Origin of the sequence: Halopseudomonas salegens (assembly GCF_900105655.1) — a bacterium.
GTDB lineage: Bacteria > Pseudomonadota > Gammaproteobacteria > Pseudomonadales > Pseudomonadaceae > Halopseudomonas > Halopseudomonas salegens.
Genome location: NZ_LT629787.1, coordinates 802,542 through 820,725 on the forward strand (window position 1 = coordinate 802,542; position 18,184 = coordinate 820,725).

The following is an 18,184-nucleotide window of genomic DNA, read 5'->3' on the forward strand; positions in this document are numbered from 1 at the left end:
CGGTTCAGGAAACTTGCCATGCATTGCCCCTTTTGTGGTGCCGTTGACACCAAGGTGATTGACTCGCGGTTGGTCGCTGAAGGTGATCAGGTGCGCCGCCGGCGTGAATGCCTGGCCTGCCAGGAGCGCTTTACCACCTTTGAAACCGCTGAATTGGTGATGCCGCGCCTGATCAAGCAGGACGGCCGTCGCCAGCCCTTTGATGAAGACAAACTGCGTGCCGGTATGCAGCGTGCGCTGGAAAAGCGCCCGGTCAGCGTGGAAGAGATCGAGGCGGGCATCGGCCGCATCAAGCACCGCTTGCGCGCCACCGGTGAGCGTGAGGTGAATGCGATGGTGGTGGGTGAAATGGTCATGGACGAGCTCAAGCAGCTGGATGAAGTGGCCTATATCCGCTTCGCTTCGGTGTATCGCCGCTTCCAGGATCTGAATCAGTTCCGCGAGGAAATCGAGCGTTTATCCCGTGGTGGTCAACCCGATGAGTGATCAGCAGTGGATGCTGCGCGCGTTGCAACTGGCACGACAGGGGTTGTATTCCACTGAACCGAATCCACGGGTTGGTTGTGTCCTGGTGCGTGATGCGCAGGTCGTCGGTGAGGGCTGGCATGTGCGCGCCGGGGAGGGCCACGCCGAGGTCAATGCGCTGGCGCAGGCTGGCGAGCTGGCCCGTGGCGCAACCGCTTATGTCACTCTGGAGCCCTGCAGCCATTTCGGCAAGACACCACCCTGCGCCGATGCCTTGATTCGTGCGGGCGTCAGCCGCGTGGTGGTGGGCATGCAGGACCCCAATCCGCAGGTGGCCGGCCAGGGGTTGGCACGTTTGCAGGCGGCGGGTATTGCCGTCACCAGTGGCGTTCAGGAAGCCGATGCGCGGGCGTTGAACCCCGGATTCATCAAACGCATGCAGCAGGGCCTGCCCTGGGTGCGCTTGAAGCTGGCCATGAGTCTGGACGGCCGCACGGCCATGGCCAGTGGCGAAAGCCAGTGGATTACCGGGCCTGCTGCCCGCGCCGATGTGCAGCGCTGGCGGACACGCAGTGGCGCGGTGATCAGCGGAGCCGACAGCGTCCTGCTGGATGATTCGGCGCTCACGGTACGCCAGGAGCAGCTCGGCCTGCCGGCCGCCGAAGCAGCGCTGGCGGCCGAACGTCAGCCCTTGCGGGTACTGATTGATGGTCGCTTGCGCGTGCCTTTGCAACAGCGACTGTTTCAACTGGCAGGTCCTACCCTGGTCGCGACCTTGAGCGATCAGCGCCAGAGCGACTATCAGGCTGTCGGCAGCGAATTGCTGGCGCTGCCGAATGCCGACGCCAGCCAGGTAGATTTGCATCGCTTGCTGACCGTTCTGGCCCAGCGAGGTTGTAACGAAGTATTGGTCGAATCCGGCGCGCGTCTTGCCGCGGCCTTCTGGCAGGCCGGGCTGGTTGATGAACTGCTGGTCTATATGGCTCCGCGCCTGCTCGGCAGCAGTGCCCGGCCCTTGCTCGAGCTGCCCTTTACGCAGATGAGCGAAGCCCGGGATGTGCACATCGAAGAGCTGCGCGCCGTGGGTAATGACTGGCTGATTCGCGCGCGTCCTGCGGCCACCTGAGGTTGGTCGCACGCATTTTGCCGGCCCCGCCGACACACGGTGACACTGCAGGGGCAGCCAATCGCCCCCGGCTTGGGTATAATGCCGCGTTTTCCATTTTCTGCGAGCAACCCGACTATGTTCACTGGCATCATCGAAGCCGTTGGCCAGATTCAACGCATGCAGCCGCGCGGTGGCGATGTGCGTCTCTATGTGCACACCGGCAAGCTTGACCTGTCTGACGTCAAGTTGGGTGACAGCATCGCCGTCAATGGGGTGTGTCTTACTGCCGTCGAGCTGCCGGGTGATGGCTTCTGGGCTGATGTCAGCCAGGAAACCATTCGGCGCAGCGCCCTGAGCAACCTCAAGGAAGGCAGTCGAGTCAACCTGGAAAAGGCGTTGACGCCGGCTTCACGACTCGGTGGCCATCTGGTCAGCGGCCATGTCGATGGCGTCGGCAAGGTGTTGACCCTGGAGCAGGATGCGCGCTCCTGGCACTTTCGTATCGAAGCGCCGGCAAGCCTGGCCAAATACATCGCCGAGAAAGGCTCGATCACCGTCGATGGCATCAGTCTCACGGTCAATGCCGTTGAAGGTGCTATCTTTCATTTGAATATCGTGCCGCACACCATGCAGGAAACCGTGATGGGCGACTACCAGCCCGGTACGACGGTGAATCTGGAAGTGGATGTGATTGCCCGTTATCTGGAACGCCTGTTGCTGGGTGACAAGGCCGCCGAGCCTGGTACCGACAGCAACATCAGTATGGCCTTTCTGGCCGACAACGGCTTCCTCAAGTCCTGATCAAGTGCCCGGGAGGGCCGCATGCAGCTGAACAGTATCGAAGAAATCATTGAAGACATTCGTGCCGGTAAAATGGTCATCCTGATGGATGATGAAGATCGCGAGAATGAAGGCGACCTGATCATGGCTGCGCAGGCAGTACAGCCTGAGCACATCAATTTCATGGCCCGTTTTGGTCGTGGGCTGATCTGCATGCCGATGAGTCTGGAACGCTGCGAACGTTTGCAGCTGCCTTTGATGGTACAGCGCAACGGCTCAGGCTTCGGCACCAAGTTCACCGTCTCGATCGAAGCGGCAGTGGGTGTCAGCACCGGAATTTCTGCGGCAGACCGGGCGCGAACCGTGCAAGCCGCGGGGGCGCCTGGCGCCGTCGCCAAGGATATCGTCAGCCCGGGCCATATCTTCCCGCTCATGGCTCAACCCGGTGGTGTGCTGGCGCGAGCCGGGCACACCGAAGCTTCCTGCGATCTGGCCCGTATGGCGGGTTTCGAGGAGGCTGCGGTAATCTGCGAGATCATGAATGAAGACGGCACCATGTCGCGGCGCCCCGAGCTGGAAACGTTTGCCGAAGAGCATGGCGTGAAAATCGGTACCATTGCCGACCTGATTCACTATCGCTTGCTGAATGAGCGTACCGTGCAGCGGGTATCCGAACAGACGCTGACCAGTGAGTTGGGCACGTTCAACCTGATTGCCTATCGTGACAGTCTGGAGGGCCTGATCCACCTGGCGTTGACCCAGGGCGAGATTGCTCCGGAAGAGCCGACCCTGGTGCGTGTCCACAACATCGACCCGCTGCGCGATCTGTTGATGGTGCAGGAGCCGGGTCGCTGGAGCCTGCAGGACGCGATGAAAAAAGTTGCCGCCGATGGCAGCGGTGTGGTGCTTTTGCTGGGTAATCATATCGACAGCGATGGCCTGCTCAATCATGTCCGCAAGTTGTCCGGCGAAGAAGTCCCGGCTGCTCGTCGCCCGGCTACCTACAACACCGTGGGTGCCGGCTCGCAGATTCTGCGTGATCTGGGCGTGCGCAAGATGCGCCTGCTGTCGACACCAATGAAGTTCAATGCCATATCCGGTTTTGACCTGGAAGTAGTAGAATACTTGCCACGTCAGTAAATGCATCCCCGGCGGCACTTGCACGTGCCGCCCGTTCTTTAAATTCAGAGAGATTTGTCATGACTGCAATCCGTACTATCGAAGGCGATTTCGTTGCCGTAGAAGGCCGCTATGCCCTGGTGGTTGGCCGCTTCAACAGTTTTGTGGTGGAAAGCCTGCTGGCCGGCGCCCTCGATACGCTCAAACGCCACGGCGTGAAAGACGAAAACATCACCATCGTGCGCGTGCCGGGTGCTTTCGAAATGCCGCTGATGGTCAAGAAAGTGGCCGAACTCAAGCAGTATGACGCCATCGTTGCCCTCGGCGCCGTGATTCGTGGCGGCACCCCGCATTTCGAGTATGTGGCCGGTGAGTGCGTCAAGGGCCTGGGTGTGGTCTCTCTGGAATACGGCGTACCGGTTGCCTTCGGTGTGCTGACTGTCGACAGCATCGAGCAGGCCATTGAACGTTCCGGCACCAAGGCCGGTAACAAGGGTGCTGAAGCCACCTTGTCAGCGATTGAAATGGTCAGTGCGATCAAACAGCTGGGGGCCTGAGTGAGCGAGCAGCAGGCACGACCGGGCCGCTCCGGTCAACCCAAACCATCCGCCCGGCGCAAAGCGCGCAGCTATGCCATGCAGGCACTGTACGCCTGGCAGATGGCTGACCTGCCGATTCATGAGCTGGTTGCCCAGTTTCTGGTCGACAATGATTTCAGCAAGGTCGACGAGGTTTACTTCCGTGAACTGGTCAGTGGCGTGCCCGGGAACCTGGATGTGATCGACAATCACCTGGGTGACGTGCTGGATCGCCCGCTGAAGGAACTGGATCCGGTCGAGCTGGCAATTCTGCGCCTCGGGGTCTACGAACTGACCCAGCGTCTTGATGTGCCGTACCGGGTGGTGATCAACGAAGGCATCGAACTGGCCAAGACCTTCGGTGCCACCGACGGCCACAAGTATGTCAATGGCATTCTCGACAAGCTGGCGCCGCGTCTGCGTAGCGTGGAATTCAACGCGCCACGCCGGGGCTGAATCAGGATGAGCCAGGACGGCGCATCCGTCAGCGGTGAATTCGAACTGATTCACCGCTACTTTCAGCAGTCAGCCCTGACCGCTGCTGCCCCCGAATCCCTCCCCCTGCTCGGTATCGGTGACGATGCCGCGCTGTTACACATCGATCCAGGCCAGCATCTGGTTATCTCAACCGATAGCCAGGTATCCGGTGTTCACTTCCCGTTGACCTTTCAACCCGCTGATATTGCCTACCGCGGGTTGGCGGCCGCCGTCAGTGATCTCGCTGCCATGGGCGCTGCCCCCCTCGGTTTTACCCTCGCCCTGACGCTCCCGGATACCGCTGCCGACTGGCTGGCTGGTTTTGCTTCCGGGTTGGCGCAGTGTGCGCAGGATCACCGGATCAATCTGATCGGTGGCGATACCACCCGTGGACCGCTTAATCTGGGCTTTAGCGTACTGGGTCAGGTGCCTGACGGTCAGGCTTTGCGGCGTAGTGGTGCGCAACCGGGGGATTTGCTCTGTGTCGGCGGCTCGCTGGGCGACGGTGGTGCCGGCCTGCAACTGGCACTGCAGCAGCCACTGCCGGACGGGCTCAGCCAGGTGCAAGGTGATTACCTGCACCAGCGTTTCTGGCGCCCGCGTGCGCAATTGGACCTGGGTATCGCCCTGCGCGGCCGCGCCACTGCAGCGCTGGATATATCCGATGGCCTGCTGGCCGATGCGGCGCATATAGCGGCTGCCAGCGGTGTGGCTGTGCATATCGAGCAATCATCCCTGCCAGCCTCGGAAGCTCTGCAGGCCTGGCCGGAGAATGTCCGCAACCAATGGATGCTGCGCGCCGGGGATGACTACCGCTTGCTGTTCAGCCTGCCTGCCGCCATGCTTGCAGCCTTGCGTGCCGAACAGCCTGACATTCAGGTCATCGGCAAGGTTCAGGCGGGGAGTGGTGTCTGGCTGGATAGTGGTCAGGGGTTGCAGGCCGTCAGCGGATCTGCCGGCTATCAACATTTCTCCCCATCCTCAGCAGGAGCTGCCGATGAGTAACACACCCAACGGGCAACCCCACGCCCCCGCGTCGGTATGGCGCAATCCGGTGCACTTCCTCGCCTTTGGTTTTGGTAGTGGGGCTATCGCCAAGGCCCCAGGTACCTGGGGTACGCTGGCCGCAGTCCCTTTTGTCCTGCTCTGGCAACAATTGCCCCTGGCCGGTTATATTGCGGTGCTGGTAGTGACCACCCTGATCGGGATCTGGCTGTGCGATCGTACCGCCCGGGACCTGGGTGTGCACGATCATGGCGGCATTGTCTGGGATGAGTTTGTCGGCCTCTGGTTGACCATGCTGCTGGCTCCGCCGGGCTGGGGCTGGTTGCTGGCAGGGTTCCTGCTGTTCCGCCTGTTCGATATCTGGAAGCCCTGGCCGATTGGCTGGGTTGATCGGCGCGTCGGCGGCGGCCTCGGCATCATGCTGGATGATCTGATTGCCGGGGTAATGGCCCTGGTGGTTTTGCTGCTGGCAGAATGGCTGCTAATCTTGGGAGCCTCTGAACAACTCCTTGCCAGCTCAGGCTTTCAGGCTGGCGCGTAATCAAGGCGCAATTTTGTCGGTGTATGTCGATCCAGCAAAAAATTGCAACGATGAGTACGTGTCAGCCTGAAAGCCCCGAAGGGCGAGGCCTGAAGCGCACATCTGCGGCACTTTGTTGCTCGTAAAGGCAACCAGCCTTCACGTCGCAACCAAGCCCAGCATCTGCACGCTTCAGGTCACGCTGAGCACGCAAGGAGTTATTCAGAGGCTCCCTTGATCTGATACCGGGCATGGGCCCTGACAGGAACGTCACAATGAATCTTCTAGGCAGGATGGTGCTACTGGCCTTGATCGGGCTGTCTGGCTCGGCATGGGCTGACCCTGAGGTGCGCGTTGTCGGTTTGTTCAGCAATGCCGCGGTGGTCAATATTGACGGTCAAAGGCATATGCTGCGGGCCGGACGGCCAGCAGTGCAGGGCGTTGAACTGGTCACGGCTGACAGCCGTACAGCGACTCTGCGCATCAATGGTCGTGAACGGGTGCTGGGTCTTCAGCGCGATTACAGCGAAGGTTTTGCCGAGCCGGAGCGGCAATCTGTCAGCATAGGTCGCAGCCAGGGCGGGCATTTCCGAACCACGGGGTCGATCAATGGCCATAGTGTGCAGTTTATGGTCGATACCGGCGCCACCAGTGTTGCCCTGAACTCGCGGCAGGCGGCGCGCATGGGCCTCGATTATCGTAGCGGCACCATGGTGCAGGCAACCACTGCCAGCGGAAATGTCCCCGGTTATCTGGTGACCCTGAATCGTGTGCGCATCGGTGAAATCGAGTTGACCCAGGTGGAAGGCCTGGTACTTGAGGGCGGCTTCCCGACCGAAGTATTGCTCGGCAACAGCTTTCTCAGTCGCTTGCGAATGGAGGACCGGGGCTCAGTGCTGATTCTTGAACGGCGCTACTGAGCTTGCTGGCTCCTGGTTAAGCACATCCGGTCACCATTCAACGTCGCCGCCGGCGTCGACTCCTGCTAATATAGCGGCCCTTTTGCAAATGCTGCGGCTCACAGGAGTTCGGTGTGGCGGTTATCTATATTGCCTCGTCCCAGTTGCCTACCCAATGGGGTACTTTTACCATGCATGGCTTCCTGGAAGAGGAATCCGGCAAGGAGCATGTGGTGCTGACCATGGGCGATGTGGCCGATGGCGAGCCAGTGCTTGGTCGCTTGCATTCCGAATGCCTGACCGGTGATGCGCTGTTCAGCCTGCGCTGTGATTGTGGTTTTCAACTGGAAGCCGCGCTGGCGGCGATTGCCGCCGAAGGTCGTGGTGCGCTGTTTTACCTGCGTCAGGAAGGTCGGGGTATTGGCCTGATGAACAAGATTCGCGCCTATAACCTGCAAGATGGTGGCGCCGATACCGTGGAAGCCAACGAGCAGCTCGGTTTTGGCGCCGATCAGCGCGACTATGCCATCTGCCAGCCGATGCTCGCCCACCTCGGTATTACCAGTCTGAAGTTGTTGACCAACAACCCGCGCAAGGTCAAGGCGCTGGAAGGCTTCGGTATTGAAATTGCTCAGCGTTTGCCGCTTCAATTCGGCCTTAACCCCCACAACAGCAAGTACCTGGCGACCAAGGCTGGCAAGCTCGGTCACATGCTGGGCAACATGCATCAAGCGGAGGCAGACTGATGGATTCTGCAATCAACTGGAAAGCCCTGCAACGTAACTGGCGCATGCAAACCGGGGTGTCATTGATACTGCCGATTGCCCTGGTCTGGCTGCTGCGGGACAGTTCGGGTTCCTGGGAAGAGGCAGCTATTCCCTTGTTTGTGCTCGGCCTGGTCAGCATGTTTCTTACCCTCTGGCGTTTCAGCCCCTACAAGCGAGCACTGGTAGCGGTCGGTAACTTGAGTGAACAGGTCAATGCGGCGGATACCGAATCCACCTGGGCCAACCTGCATCATCAGCAAATGCTGGGTCTGCTGAACGCCAAGATACCCGGCTGGATCGGCATGCTGCATTTCGTCTGTACCGGTGAGCTGACGCCACTGATCTTGTTGGTACTGGCCAGTCAGGGTTTGTTGCTGCTGTATCGTCCGCCCAGTGCCTGGGTCAACGCGAGCCAGGCTTGATGCGTGGCTGGCTGTTTGCCGGCCTGTTACTGCTGACCCAGTCGGGCCTTGCCAGCGAGCGGGTGGTGAGTCTGGCCCCTTTTCTCACCGACCTGATGCTGCAGCTGGAGGCCGGTGAACGTCTGGTCGGTGTGATGGATGATGATCAGCGCGCCCCAGAGCTACCCGAGGTACCCCGTGTCGGCGGTTACCAGACGTTGTCTGCCGAACGCATCATCGCCCAGCGCCCCGATCTGATCCTCGCCTGGCCCTCCGGAAATCCATCCATATTGCTCGACCAGCTGGAAAGCTGGGGGATGCGCGTAGAGCGTTTCGAGCCCCAGCGGTTGGCTGATATCGAACCTATGGTGCGTGAGCTGGGCGAGCTACTCGATCTGACCGCTAGCGCCGAACAGCTGATTGCCGACTACAAGCGCGATCTGGCCAGGCTAGAGCGCCCGCTGATGGAAGACTCTCCCAAAGTATTTATCCAGCTGTGGGATGACCCCATCTATACCATCAGCGATCAGCAACTGCTCGGCGATGCCCTGCGTCATTGCGGCGCGCGCAATGTGTTTGCCGACTTGCGCATCCTCGCCCCGCAAATCGGCCGCGAAAGCGTCATTGCCGCTGACCCCGACATCATCCTGCTGTTCTCCGGTGAGCCAGAAAACGACCACCCCTGGCACCAGCGCTGGCGGCAGTTTCCACAAATGAGTGCAGTGCGCAATCAGCGCCTGCATGCGCTCGATGGCGATGCCCTGGTACGTCCGACACCACGCATAGCCGAGGGTCTGGCTGATTTGTGTGCGGTTATCTGGCAACAGAAAGACAGTGCCATCAAGCCGTCAGACCGGTAGCCCGGCCAGCCATTCCTGGTCCAGAAAATGCCCGGTCTCTCTGATGGCCGGCAAGAGCTGCTCATCGGCAAAGGGGCACCCGGTCTGCCCCGGATCGACCTGCCGGGTTTTGCCAGCTTGCTCCGGACGATGGCCGGCACCATTGCGCAGAGCTTCCAGCAGAGGCTGATAGCCGGATTGCCAGGCTTGCAATGATGGCAGGCTGTGACGCAGAGCCTTGAGGATGGCCATACCGGCATAGTCGAGGTCACCCCAGAACCAGGGTTGCACATTCAGCCATTGCTGTTGAAAAGCAGTGCTGTCAGAACCGGGCAAAAAGGCGAAACGGGTGTGCGCACTGAGCAGGCGCTCAGCACTGGCACGAAAGCCAGCGCTGTACACCAGCGCACAGTCGGCAGGGGGCTGGTCGGCCAGTTGCAGGAAGCTGTCCTGATTCTCGATCAGCAATACCTGGCTAAAGCTACTTGGTGCCCAGGCGTTGAGTAGCAGTGGCCGCGGCTGTATGGCCGCTGCACGCGGCCCATACAAGGCGAACAGGAGTTCACTGCGCTGGTCCAGCAGCTTGGAATGGCCGGCGAAGCAGCGTGCGGCAACATGCCTGGCGGTGGTCGCCTGACCAAGATAATCGCCGATGCGGGCAAACCCACCCACTAGCTCATCGGCGGCAAAGTCGGGCAGCTGGATCGGGTTGTTCAGCAACGCCTGACCCTGATCGATAAAGGCAACAGCGTGTCGCTGCACGGCGGCGGACCAGGCAAGCAGGTAAGGATCGACTTTGGGTTGCTGCAGCCAGGCGCGCAGAATGTCTTCCTTGGCCGGGTCAAGGCGCAACTGGGTGTTCAGATAAGGTTCGTCGTTTGGTCCGGCTTTACCTGGCTGGATAGTGAATATCGCGTGATCTTTGGCCAGGCTTTGTAGCAGTTGCCAGCGATAATCGGTGTCCTGGTTGAAGTCGAACAGCGCTGGCAGGTTACGCGGGGTGATGCGCCGGGTGACTGCACGCTGGCGGTCGTTGTGCAGCCGCTGCAAGCACCATAGCAGCAGGTCGCGCACCCAGGGCTCTTCGGCGAGCCAGGGTGGCGCAGCAGGATGCGTGCTCACACATCCTCCATAAAATCCAGCATGCCTTGCTGACGAATCACCCGGCGATGCTGTGCCCACAGGTCGGCGACCTTGTCGGTATTCAGCTGCTGGCGGTCGAGCAATACGCGGGTATTGAGTTCACCGAGGGCTTGCACGCTGGGCACCTTGCTGAACACGAACTGGTTGCTGATCAGGTCGAGGAAGGGGCCGGCCTTGCTGGTCGGCATGATAAAGATCAGCTGCAGGCCCAGGGTCTGCGTCAGGTAGCCGATGACCTCGCGCGAACGAATTTCATCCATGTGCATAAAGGCTTCGTCGACGATCACCATGCGCAGGTGGCTGTCACCGTCATTGAAGCGGAAGGCGCTGGTGACCGCGGCGGCGCGAATGATATAGGCCGGGGTTTCCAGCTGGCCACCGGAGCCGGTGCCGTATTCGCTGAGGCGAATCGCTGGTTTGTTCTGCGGGTGTTTGAGAATGTCGTAACGGCGATAACGGCGATAGTCGCTGAGCCGTTCCAGTTCACGCAGGGCCTGTTGCTCATCACCGTCAAGCAGCAATGCAAGCAGGCGATCGCGCACCTGGCTGGCTTGCTCGGACAGGCTGTTATCGAACAGGCTGGCGCCGTCTCCCAGGTTGGGCGTGTCGATAATCTCGCGGAAGAAGTCCCAGTACTCCTTGAACTCGGGAATCCAGCTCCATTCGAACTGGAAGCGTTCGCGGTCGGCGCCGAACTCATGGTGTTCGAGTTCCTTGTTGAGATTTTCCAGAATGCGCCGGCCGTCGTTGATGGCCTGGTGGATCTCGTGGCAGAGGTCGCTGACAAAGGTGGTGTTGAAGGTATCGCGCAGGCTGGCCAGCTGTTCCTGTTTGGCCAGCAGGACATTGTTGCGCAGCCGGTTGTAGAGGTTGTCCAGTTGCAGGCGCAGTTGGCCGACATGACGGTAGAAGGCGGCGCTGTGCAGCTCGGCGGGGCTGTCCTGGAGTACCAGGTCAGCCGGCTGCGCCTGCTGATTGTAATGCTCGATGGCGCGCTCCAGATCAACCGCTTGCTGGTGCAGGCGGCTGGTCATGGCAGCGCTCTGGTCGCTGAAGTCGAATTCGCCATGGGCCTGGGCCAGTTGATCATCCAGCGCCTGCAGACGGTCTTGCGGGTCAATGCCCGGCAACTCGGCGGCGGCATCCAGTAGGGCCTGCTCGGCAGCTTCTTTGCGCTCCAGCAGCTGATCGCTGTGATCGGCAAACTGGCGGACCTGGGCGCTGACCGTGGTCAGCTTTTCCTCCAGCCGACCCTGCTGCTGATCCTGCTCCTTGCCTTGTTGCTCCAGCTCTCGGTAGCGCTGGTCGGCCTGTTCCTGCTGTTGCTCAAGGTCGCGATACTCACCGAGGTCAATCCGCTCCAGCTGCTGCTCGATTTTGTGCAGCTGTTGTTGACTGGCGAGTAGCTGGTTGGCACAGGCGACATAATCCAGCGGCTGCAACTGGGCCAGGTACTTGTCCAGCTGACCCAGCAGGGCGTATTCCTGACGCAATTGCTGACGCTGAACCTGCAGCTGTTCCAGGGTGGCTAGCTGGGCCTTGAGGTTGCGCTCGCGGGCGGCGGCCCCGAACACCAGTTGGCTGTCGTCCAGGTCGCAGCGGAACAAGGCATAGTTGCCCGAGCCCAGCCCCTCCTGGGTAATGCCGCGGCGGGTTTTACGCAGCGCCTCTGCGTCGGCAACCCGCACTACGCTGCCATAGGAGGCGCGCAGGTAGTATTCGGCAATGCGGTGGCCAAAGCGCATGACGTGAACGATGGAGTCATCCGGCAGGGTCAGGCGCTCGGCATCCTGGCGCGCCTTGTCACCCTGAATCACCCGGGCACGGTTGCGATCACGACCGCTGAGTTGGCGCACAATGCGGATGGCACTGGCTTCATGTTCAGGCTCGACCAGAATGCCGTAACGGCTGCCGCCGATATAGCCTTCGATTGCCATTTGCCAATCGGGGTCGACCACGTCGATATAGTCGCAAAGCACCCGCGGGTCCGCTTGCGGGCATTGCTGGCGAATCGCGCGCAGGGCGTCTTCGACATATCCGGGGTAGGTCACCCGGCTGGAATTGAGCGCGGTAATGCGTTGTTCGGTCTGCTGGATCTGCCGATCGGCCTGATTCAGATCAGCCGCCTTGCCCTGGCTCTGACGATCCAGATGCTGGCGCAGGCTGACGCCTTCAGTGTCTTCTGCCTGCAGGCGTTCGACCAGCTGATTATGCGCCTGCTGCTGGCTGCGAATACGGTCCAGACCGGCATCCAGCGGGGCCAGGTCGAGCAGGTCACGGTTGAGCAACTGATCAAGCTCGGTGACCGGTTGCTGGTCGTCGGCCAGTACCGCGTTGACGGCTTGCTGCCAGCCGCGCGAGGCCAGTTGTGGCAGTTGCACAGCCAGGCTGTGCTGGGCCAGCAGTTGCCGGGTGCTCTCCAGTGCCTGGACATTGCGGTCGCGCTGGTGGGCCTGCTGCAACAGGGGAGCAATGGCACTCTGCACCTGGGTGCCCAGGTGTTCGCGCTGCTGCTTGAGCTGATCCTTGTTTTGCAAGGCCGGAATGCCCTGGCGTATGGCTTCGAGGCGAACCTGTTCGCTATGCGCCTGCTGCAACCGGTCGGCAGTCAGTTGCTGGTCCGCTTGCAGGCGTTGCAGGTCAGCGCTCAGCTGCTGCTGGCTGTCCTTGGCACTCAGATACCCTTGCTGGTTTTGCTGCCAGCGCTGGGCGGCAGCCAGATAATCCAGGCCGGTGCGCTCCAGCCAGCCGTTCTGATACTGCTCCGACTGTTCGCGCGCCAGTTGCAGGGCGTCGACGGCGCCTTTGATGCGACTGGCCTCCTGTTCCATGCCATGGACGGTACGCAGCAGGTCGCGGATGCGTTTGATGGTGTCGCCAAAGTCCCGTGCTTCCAGCACTTCCTCGGCAACAAACTGGTCAATGGACTTGACCGGCTTGTAGGCCATGAAGTTGGCAAAGGTACGCGCAGCATGCTTGGCTTCGCGCACCGAGACGGCATCCCGCTTGCCACGCAGGGCACCATACAGGCGGGCCAGATACTGGCTTTTCTTGTCGTAGACTTCGACCTGAGCCTTGCCCAGGCGCTGGCGAAGCAGGTTGGGCAGTTCGGTCAGCGGAATCAGGTGCCGTGCACCGTCCTGCTCCCGCTGAAAGTCACTCAGACTGAGCATTTCGCCGGGCAACAGCATCAACAGGAGTTCATCCTGCCGCGCCTGTCGGCTGCTGCCGGCGGCATCCAGATGCGCGCGCACGCCAATCACTGCGGTAAAGGCTTCGGCGCTTTCTCCCCTGGTGGGATGAAATACCCCGGCGATATAGCCGTCACTGTCCCAGGGGCGGGCGAAGGCGCCGTCATCGCAACCCAGTACGTAGGAGGCGAGGGTGCGTACCTGCTTGCCACCGCGGCCTCGCTGAGTGGTTTCATCCTGCCCGGGGTTGTAGTTGAACAGGTTGTCATGCGCGGCGGTCATCAGCGTCTGCAGGGCATCGGCGGCGGTGGTCTTGCCCGAGCCGTTACCCCCCGAGAACAGATTGACCGGGCCATAATCCAGCTCGGCATTGGGCAGGTTGCCCCAGTTGAGTGTGATCGAGCGTTTCAGATACATCAGCTGGGCTCCTGGTCGGACGCGGCGCTTGGTTCAGCGTCACTGTCATCCGTTGGACTGGCCAACTGGCCGAGTGCAGTGTCGGTGACCAGGCTGAGAATGCCGGGGCGAATGGTCAGCCAGGCTTCGCTGTCCGGGCCAGTGTCGGCCGGGCTGCGGATCAGGCGCAGTTGGCGCATACGCCGCAGCAATGCCTGACGTTCGCCCTGCTGATCGGGCAGGGTGCGCCCGAGCAGGTTGCGATAGGCGAGGTTGAGGGCTTCCAGCGACAGCATGACCTGACCCAGTTCATCCACATCGCCCTCACGCAGTGCCTTGTCGTATTCGGCACGCAACACCAGAATCAGCATCACTTCCTGTTGGTTCAGGCGTTCGCGCAGACCGCCCTGATCCTGTTCGGCCGCATCGATCAGGCCAGGCACTTCGGCGCCGGGCGGGAATACGCGCAGCAACTGAAAGCGTGGCTCATGCAGAATGCGGATGCGCAGGACCTGCAGGTAGTCTTCCACCAGTTCGGCGACTTTCAGATAGCGGTCATAGAGTTCGGCCTCGCGCTTGCTCTGATCGCGGCTGAGTACGCCGCGATCGAGCAAACGGATCATGAGTTCGGAGAAGTCGTCGTTGCTCAGGCCGCGTTCGCTGAGGGCGGCGTCGAGGGCATCACGCATGGTCGTCGTGTTCCAGTTCAATAATGAAGCCGTCGCGACGGCGGAAATAGGTATCGGCAGCCAGGGTGTGCCCGGTCGGTTCCACGCGCACACGCAGGCCGCGTGCGGCATGCTCGGCGCCGGCCAGCTCAATCAGATGGCTGAGCGCCAACAGGTCACTGGCGTTGTTGATCGGCAGGTCGCGGTTGTCTATCTGGCGTGCCTCACCCAATGCATTGCGCAGGTAGTCGCGCAGATCGCCGGCGTTGATGCTGAAGGCCTTGTCGAGCAACTGCTGGATGGCCAGTTCGCGCAGGGTAGCGGCATCCACTGCCTGCTCTTCGGCCATCAGGCTATTCACCGGCGGCCGCTGGCGCCGCTCGCGCAGGCGAATCTGGCCGGGATCAACCAACCCGATCTGCACGCTGGCCATCTGTTCGCCAGCCGCCTCCAGCCGCGCCTCACGCTCGGCATCCGGCAGTGTTGCCAGTTCACGGCACAGGGCAACTATGTCGTTGTGCTTCTGGCTGTGCAGGTAGCTGAGTTGGCGAATGATGATGTCGGCGCGCTGTGTAAAGCTCTGCAGGGTCTTGCGCAGGGCGGGCAGCATGATGTCGGCGGCATTGCGCAGGCGTTGCTCGATGCCATCGAGCAGTTGCCACAGCACCGAGCTCTGTTCATCCACCACCAGGTCAGGCGACAGCCGGCGCAGTTCACGCTCGGCATGGGCTTTCCAGTCACGGGGTTTGCGCCGGATGCGTTCAATGGTTTTGAGAATGCGTTCGCGGTGTTTTTCCACGCTGTCGGCGGACAGGCGAATCGCCAGATCGGGCTGGAAGCGTCGCTCCATGAATTCGAAGAACTGTTCGCTGGCCTGCTCGACCAGTTGCTGGGCCTCGACTTCGCGCACCAGCTCCCGCTTGCGCTCTTCCAGTTCGGCGATGATATCCGTGAAATCGGCGATAATGCGCTCGGACGCTTCATGCGCGTCCAGCAGGTCATACACTTCGCCGTGCTCAAGGAAGGCTGCCAGCGCGTTGAGCGTATTGCGCGTATTGCGATGACGGGTACGCACGCTACGTCCACCGGCCTCGACCAGTGACTGGGTAAACAGCCGGCCCATGCGGCTGAAGGGGTAGGTTGACTCGAAGGTAGCCTGGTCAACCTGACGTTCCAACCAGCCGTGTTCGATCAGATTGTTCAGAATCCAGGCGGCTTGCTCGCGGTTGCTCTTGAAACGACCGCTGTCCTGATCATCGCCATCCAGCAGGGGCGCGCGCTCCAGGGCCTCACTGAAAATATCCACCACCTGGTCGCGCTTGAGAGATTCGCCGTAATCGGCGCTGGCGCTGTACAGCCGCTCATGCAGCAGGCGCAGGCACTCGATAACCTGCTCACGGTATTTGCTGGTCAGCGGGCGAAAGAATTGCAGGCGCGCGGCAGTAAAGAACATGGGGCGTCCGATGCGGTGAAAAGTCAGCGGCTATTATGCCTGAAAGGGGGTGGCGGGCAGCAAGAGAGGTTTTCCCATTTCCGTTGGGTAGAGTGGCTTGTATCTTCCGTGCAACCGGTTACAATGGCGCGGCCCGCTTGCAGCGGGTTCGTTATGGTGGCCTCGTCGGTCCCCTCGCAACGATCAGCCGTGAACCTGGTCAGGCCCGGAAGGGAGCAGCCACAGCGGTTATATTGTGTGCCGGGGTGTGGCTGGCGAGGTTACCACCCATCATTATTCCCCTGTTCCCGATTGTTTCACTTCGCGTCGTTTGACCTTTGCCCCTCAATTACCCCGTGTTATATATATGGCCACTGGCCAAGCTTGCTTGACAGCACTCCTCCTTTTTGTGGCACGGACTGCCGACAACCCTGCTTGTGTGAAACGCCGCCAGACAGACACCCCGCACCCTTTGTTGTGCACCGGTGGGGCGGTAGCGTGCCTGAAATCGATGAATGTAAACCGGAAAAGTGATCATAACGACCGATATCCGGGAGAAAAAGTACATTCGATCGGTTTATTCTGGTTAATCAGCAGGTTAACGACGTAAAGACAAATGTTGATATGAGCCTTGATGACCGTTTTGTCGACGGGCTGATGGTTAGCGACCAAGCTGGGAGCAAGTCACTGCAAGGCTTGCACGCGATATTGGCCTAAATGGCAGGTAGACAAAATGATCAACGATATACTGGTCGGAGAGGCCGCTATATAAATGTTATACGCACTGGAGGCGATTATGAGTTGGTTAAATAAGATATTTGGAAAATCCAGTGAATCAGAGAATCTTCAAGACATAGTCACTAGCTTCAATTCAAAAATCGATGACATTCGTAAAGCTGGGTCGGTTGATGGGGAGCATTACACCGATAGCGTGGAGCAGATAAGGCAACTTAAACGCGAGGGAAAAAATCAAGAAGCAATCGAAGTACTTCTCCGCTCAATTGACGCAACCGAATCAGAATCGAAGTGTACAGGTGAAGGCTGGGGTGTGGCTCCGTGGTACTACGAACAGCTAGCTATCCTTTACCGTAAAGAAAAGTTATATCACAAAGAAGTCGAGATTTTAGAGCGCTATGAAAGCCAACCCAAAGCAGCTGGTGTAGGCCCTGAGAAGCTAGCTGCACGCTTGATAAAAGCTAAAGAGCTATTGGCGAAGCATGGCGTATAACAAGCGGCAGCACGGTGACCGCTTCTCCGCCGCTCCGCGGCTACAAATCGGCACATGTGCCGGGTGTTGGGCACCACAAGCTAATTTCGAGGTAACTCCCCATAATGCCGGCCCCTGAAAAAGAATATTTCACTTTGACTGAAATTATGGATCGCTGGGCTCGTTCAAAGGTCGATCAAACAACCTTGCTCGACTATGCAAGAAGAGATCTACTGGTTTACTCCGTTTACTTGAGAGAAATCGGGAGCCACAAACGCGAGACCATTGAACCCGATGGGGCAATCCGAACAACCACGGTAAGCGCCATGCAATTTGTTGCCCCAGATTTTACTTATCAGCCAATAAGATACCTCAAGGCAAACGATGCTCGGCGTATACTTGAAGCAAAAGTGGGCGAGCAAATTGCAGTATCAGTCCTGTACACGTCAGCAGAAAGAAATAAAGAAAGAGGCACAGGCTATGCACAGCCACTTTACTTTGAGTCCAAAGACTTGCTGATAACAAAATCAGAGAGAGACCGCTTTGAAAAGCAGCATAAGCTTAGCATTGGCAGCCGGAGTGAAGCTTCTTGGAAATGGCTAACAGACACTAGTAACCAAAAAGCCTTAACACTTATAGGCAGTGCTATTACAGCAGTCGGAATTACACTATGGCAGTTATACGTTCGCTTTTTAAGCTAATAAGGTGGGTGCGGTGCCCAACAATGCGCTCAAATCGCTCACTTCGTTCGCTGGGACGGGCTAAAGCCCGCCCCTTAGCTTAACCGTTAGAGCCCAAAAAGGGGCATTACGATGATTCGAGCACTACTCGCAATGCTGGTGACTTACGGCTTAATCCTTCTTCTGTTAAGACTGGTTCCGAGTCAGCTATTTATATCTGGTTGGTTCGTTTGGCTGATAACCTCAACCTGGTTTTTTATAGCTGCCGTTGGCGGGAGCATTTGTGCTTTGACCAGTCGAAATCATCCAGTTATTCGCGCACTTATCGTGGTTTCTGTTGGGATGATGCTCATACTAGTCCATGCGAACTGGGGGGCACTGGTGGAGTCAATTCAGTCAATGGTATTCATTGCAACTAAAAGCACCATGGTCGCAGGTACGGTTGCATTTTTAGTTGCGACAGCGCTTCAAGGCTCTAACAAAGCATTGCAGCGGACAAGCCGCTGAAT

The 18,184-nt window shown here is 59.4% G+C and carries 19 protein-coding genes and 1 other RNA gene; 16 read left to right on the plus strand and 4 right to left on the minus strand.

What is annotated here, in order from left to right:
• Positions 1 to 18: 18 nt before the first annotated feature.
• The 12 genes from nrdR (at position 19) to BLU07_RS03625 (ending at position 8,979) form a co-directional block, all read left to right on the plus strand.
• Positions 19 to 486: a transcriptional regulator NrdR gene (nrdR, locus tag BLU07_RS03570; protein ID WP_092384229.1), complete on the plus strand. Its 468-nt coding sequence runs from the start codon at positions 19 to 21 to the stop codon at positions 484 to 486.
• Positions 479 to 1,591, plus strand: coding sequence for a bifunctional diaminohydroxyphosphoribosylaminopyrimidine deaminase/5-amino-6-(5-phosphoribosylamino)uracil reductase RibD (gene ribD, locus BLU07_RS03575; RefSeq protein WP_092384231.1), 1,113 nt, complete (start codon positions 479 to 481; stop codon positions 1,589 to 1,591). The genes nrdR and ribD overlap by 8 nt, the downstream gene beginning before the upstream one ends.
• A gap of 117 nt (positions 1,592 to 1,708) precedes the next feature.
• On the plus strand, positions 1,709 to 2,374 hold the full coding sequence (locus tag BLU07_RS03580; RefSeq protein WP_092384233.1) for a riboflavin synthase: 666 nt from the start codon (positions 1,709 to 1,711) through the stop codon (positions 2,372 to 2,374).
• A 21-nt stretch (positions 2,375 to 2,395) separates the two neighbouring features.
• Entirely contained in the window at positions 2,396 to 3,493 is a 1,098-nt protein-coding gene (gene ribBA / locus BLU07_RS03585; RefSeq protein WP_092384235.1) for a bifunctional 3,4-dihydroxy-2-butanone-4-phosphate synthase/GTP cyclohydrolase II, read from the plus strand.
• Positions 3,494 to 3,552: 59 nt separating this feature from the next.
• Positions 3,553 to 4,029, plus strand: coding sequence for a 6,7-dimethyl-8-ribityllumazine synthase (gene ribH, locus BLU07_RS03590; protein ID WP_092384237.1), 477 nt, complete (start codon positions 3,553 to 3,555; stop codon positions 4,027 to 4,029).
• Positions 4,030 to 4,506, plus strand: a complete 477-nt coding sequence (gene nusB / locus BLU07_RS03595; RefSeq protein ID WP_231701681.1) for a transcription antitermination factor NusB — start codon at positions 4,030 to 4,032, stop codon at positions 4,504 to 4,506.
• Positions 4,507 to 4,512: 6 nt separating this feature from the next.
• On the plus strand, positions 4,513 to 5,532 hold the full coding sequence (gene thiL / locus BLU07_RS03600; RefSeq protein WP_092384239.1) for a thiamine-phosphate kinase: 1,020 nt from the start codon (positions 4,513 to 4,515) through the stop codon (positions 5,530 to 5,532).
• Positions 5,525 to 6,073 (plus strand): phosphatidylglycerophosphatase A family protein, encoded by a 549-nt coding sequence (locus tag BLU07_RS03605; RefSeq protein ID WP_092384241.1) that lies wholly within the window; start codon positions 5,525 to 5,527, stop codon positions 6,071 to 6,073. The genes thiL and BLU07_RS03605 overlap by 8 nt, the downstream gene beginning before the upstream one ends.
• 254 nt (positions 6,074 to 6,327) lie before the next feature.
• Positions 6,328 to 6,972 carry a retropepsin-like aspartic protease family protein gene (locus BLU07_RS03610; RefSeq protein ID WP_231701682.1) on the plus strand — a complete coding sequence of 215 codons (645 nt, stop codon included), beginning with the start codon at positions 6,328 to 6,330 and terminating at the stop codon, positions 6,970 to 6,972.
• A 113-nt stretch (positions 6,973 to 7,085) separates the two neighbouring features.
• The gene (ribA, locus tag BLU07_RS03615) at positions 7,086 to 7,697 is read left to right on the plus strand and encodes a GTP cyclohydrolase II (RefSeq protein ID WP_092384245.1); all 612 of its coding nucleotides are present in this window, start codon (positions 7,086 to 7,088) and stop codon (positions 7,695 to 7,697) included.
• Positions 7,697 to 8,140 carry a hypothetical protein gene (locus tag BLU07_RS03620; protein WP_092384247.1) on the plus strand — a complete coding sequence of 148 codons (444 nt, stop codon included), beginning with the start codon at positions 7,697 to 7,699 and terminating at the stop codon, positions 8,138 to 8,140. The genes ribA and BLU07_RS03620 overlap by 1 nt, the downstream gene beginning before the upstream one ends.
• On the plus strand, positions 8,140 to 8,979 hold the full coding sequence (locus BLU07_RS03625) for a cobalamin-binding protein (protein WP_092384249.1): 840 nt from the start codon (positions 8,140 to 8,142) through the stop codon (positions 8,977 to 8,979). Before BLU07_RS03620 ends, BLU07_RS03625 begins: the two co-directional genes overlap by 1 nt.
• Here BLU07_RS03625 and BLU07_RS03630 read toward each other — a convergent pair.
• Genes BLU07_RS03630 through BLU07_RS03645 form a run of 4 tightly spaced genes read right to left on the minus strand, consistent with a single transcriptional unit; the run spans position 8,968 to position 15,809 of the window.
• Positions 8,968 to 10,080: a Wadjet anti-phage system protein JetD domain-containing protein gene (locus tag BLU07_RS03630; RefSeq protein WP_157719071.1), complete on the minus strand. Its 1,113-nt coding sequence runs from the start codon at positions 10,078 to 10,080 to the stop codon at positions 8,968 to 8,970. The genes BLU07_RS03625 and BLU07_RS03630 overlap by 12 nt on opposite strands.
• On the minus strand, positions 10,077 to 13,709 hold the full coding sequence (locus tag BLU07_RS03635) for an ATP-binding protein (RefSeq protein ID WP_092384253.1): 3,633 nt from the start codon (positions 13,707 to 13,709) through the stop codon (positions 10,077 to 10,079). The genes BLU07_RS03630 and BLU07_RS03635 overlap by 4 nt, the downstream gene beginning before the upstream one ends.
• Complete coding sequence (locus tag BLU07_RS03640) at positions 13,709 to 14,377, minus strand: DUF4194 domain-containing protein (protein ID WP_092384255.1); 669 nt, start codon at positions 14,375 to 14,377, stop codon at positions 13,709 to 13,711. Before BLU07_RS03640 ends, BLU07_RS03635 begins: the two co-directional genes overlap by 1 nt.
• Positions 14,370 to 15,809, minus strand: a complete 1,440-nt coding sequence (locus tag BLU07_RS03645) for a Wadjet anti-phage system protein JetA family protein (RefSeq protein ID WP_092384257.1) — start codon at positions 15,807 to 15,809, stop codon at positions 14,370 to 14,372. Before BLU07_RS03645 ends, BLU07_RS03640 begins: the two co-directional genes overlap by 8 nt.
• Positions 15,810 to 15,972: 163 nt before the next feature.
• Between BLU07_RS03645 and ffs the strand changes: the two genes are divergently transcribed.
• The 4 genes from ffs to BLU07_RS03665 all read left to right on the plus strand — a co-directional run bounded on the left by ffs (position 15,973) and on the right by BLU07_RS03665 (position 18,182).
• Positions 15,973 to 16,069: signal recognition particle sRNA small type (gene ffs, locus BLU07_RS03650), an RNA gene on the plus strand.
• A gap of 515 nt (positions 16,070 to 16,584) precedes the next feature.
• A complete protein-coding gene (locus BLU07_RS03655; protein WP_092384259.1) occupies positions 16,585 to 17,016 on the plus strand; it encodes a hypothetical protein in 432 nt (143 codons plus the stop codon).
• A gap of 104 nt (positions 17,017 to 17,120) precedes the next feature.
• Positions 17,121 to 17,696 carry a hypothetical protein gene (locus BLU07_RS03660; RefSeq protein WP_092384261.1) on the plus strand — a complete coding sequence of 192 codons (576 nt, stop codon included), beginning with the start codon at positions 17,121 to 17,123 and terminating at the stop codon, positions 17,694 to 17,696.
• Between the two features lie 111 nt (positions 17,697 to 17,807).
• Positions 17,808 to 18,182 carry a hypothetical protein gene (locus BLU07_RS03665; RefSeq protein WP_092384263.1) on the plus strand — a complete coding sequence of 125 codons (375 nt, stop codon included), beginning with the start codon at positions 17,808 to 17,810 and terminating at the stop codon, positions 18,180 to 18,182.
• The last annotated feature ends 2 nt before the right edge of the window (positions 18,183 to 18,184 follow it).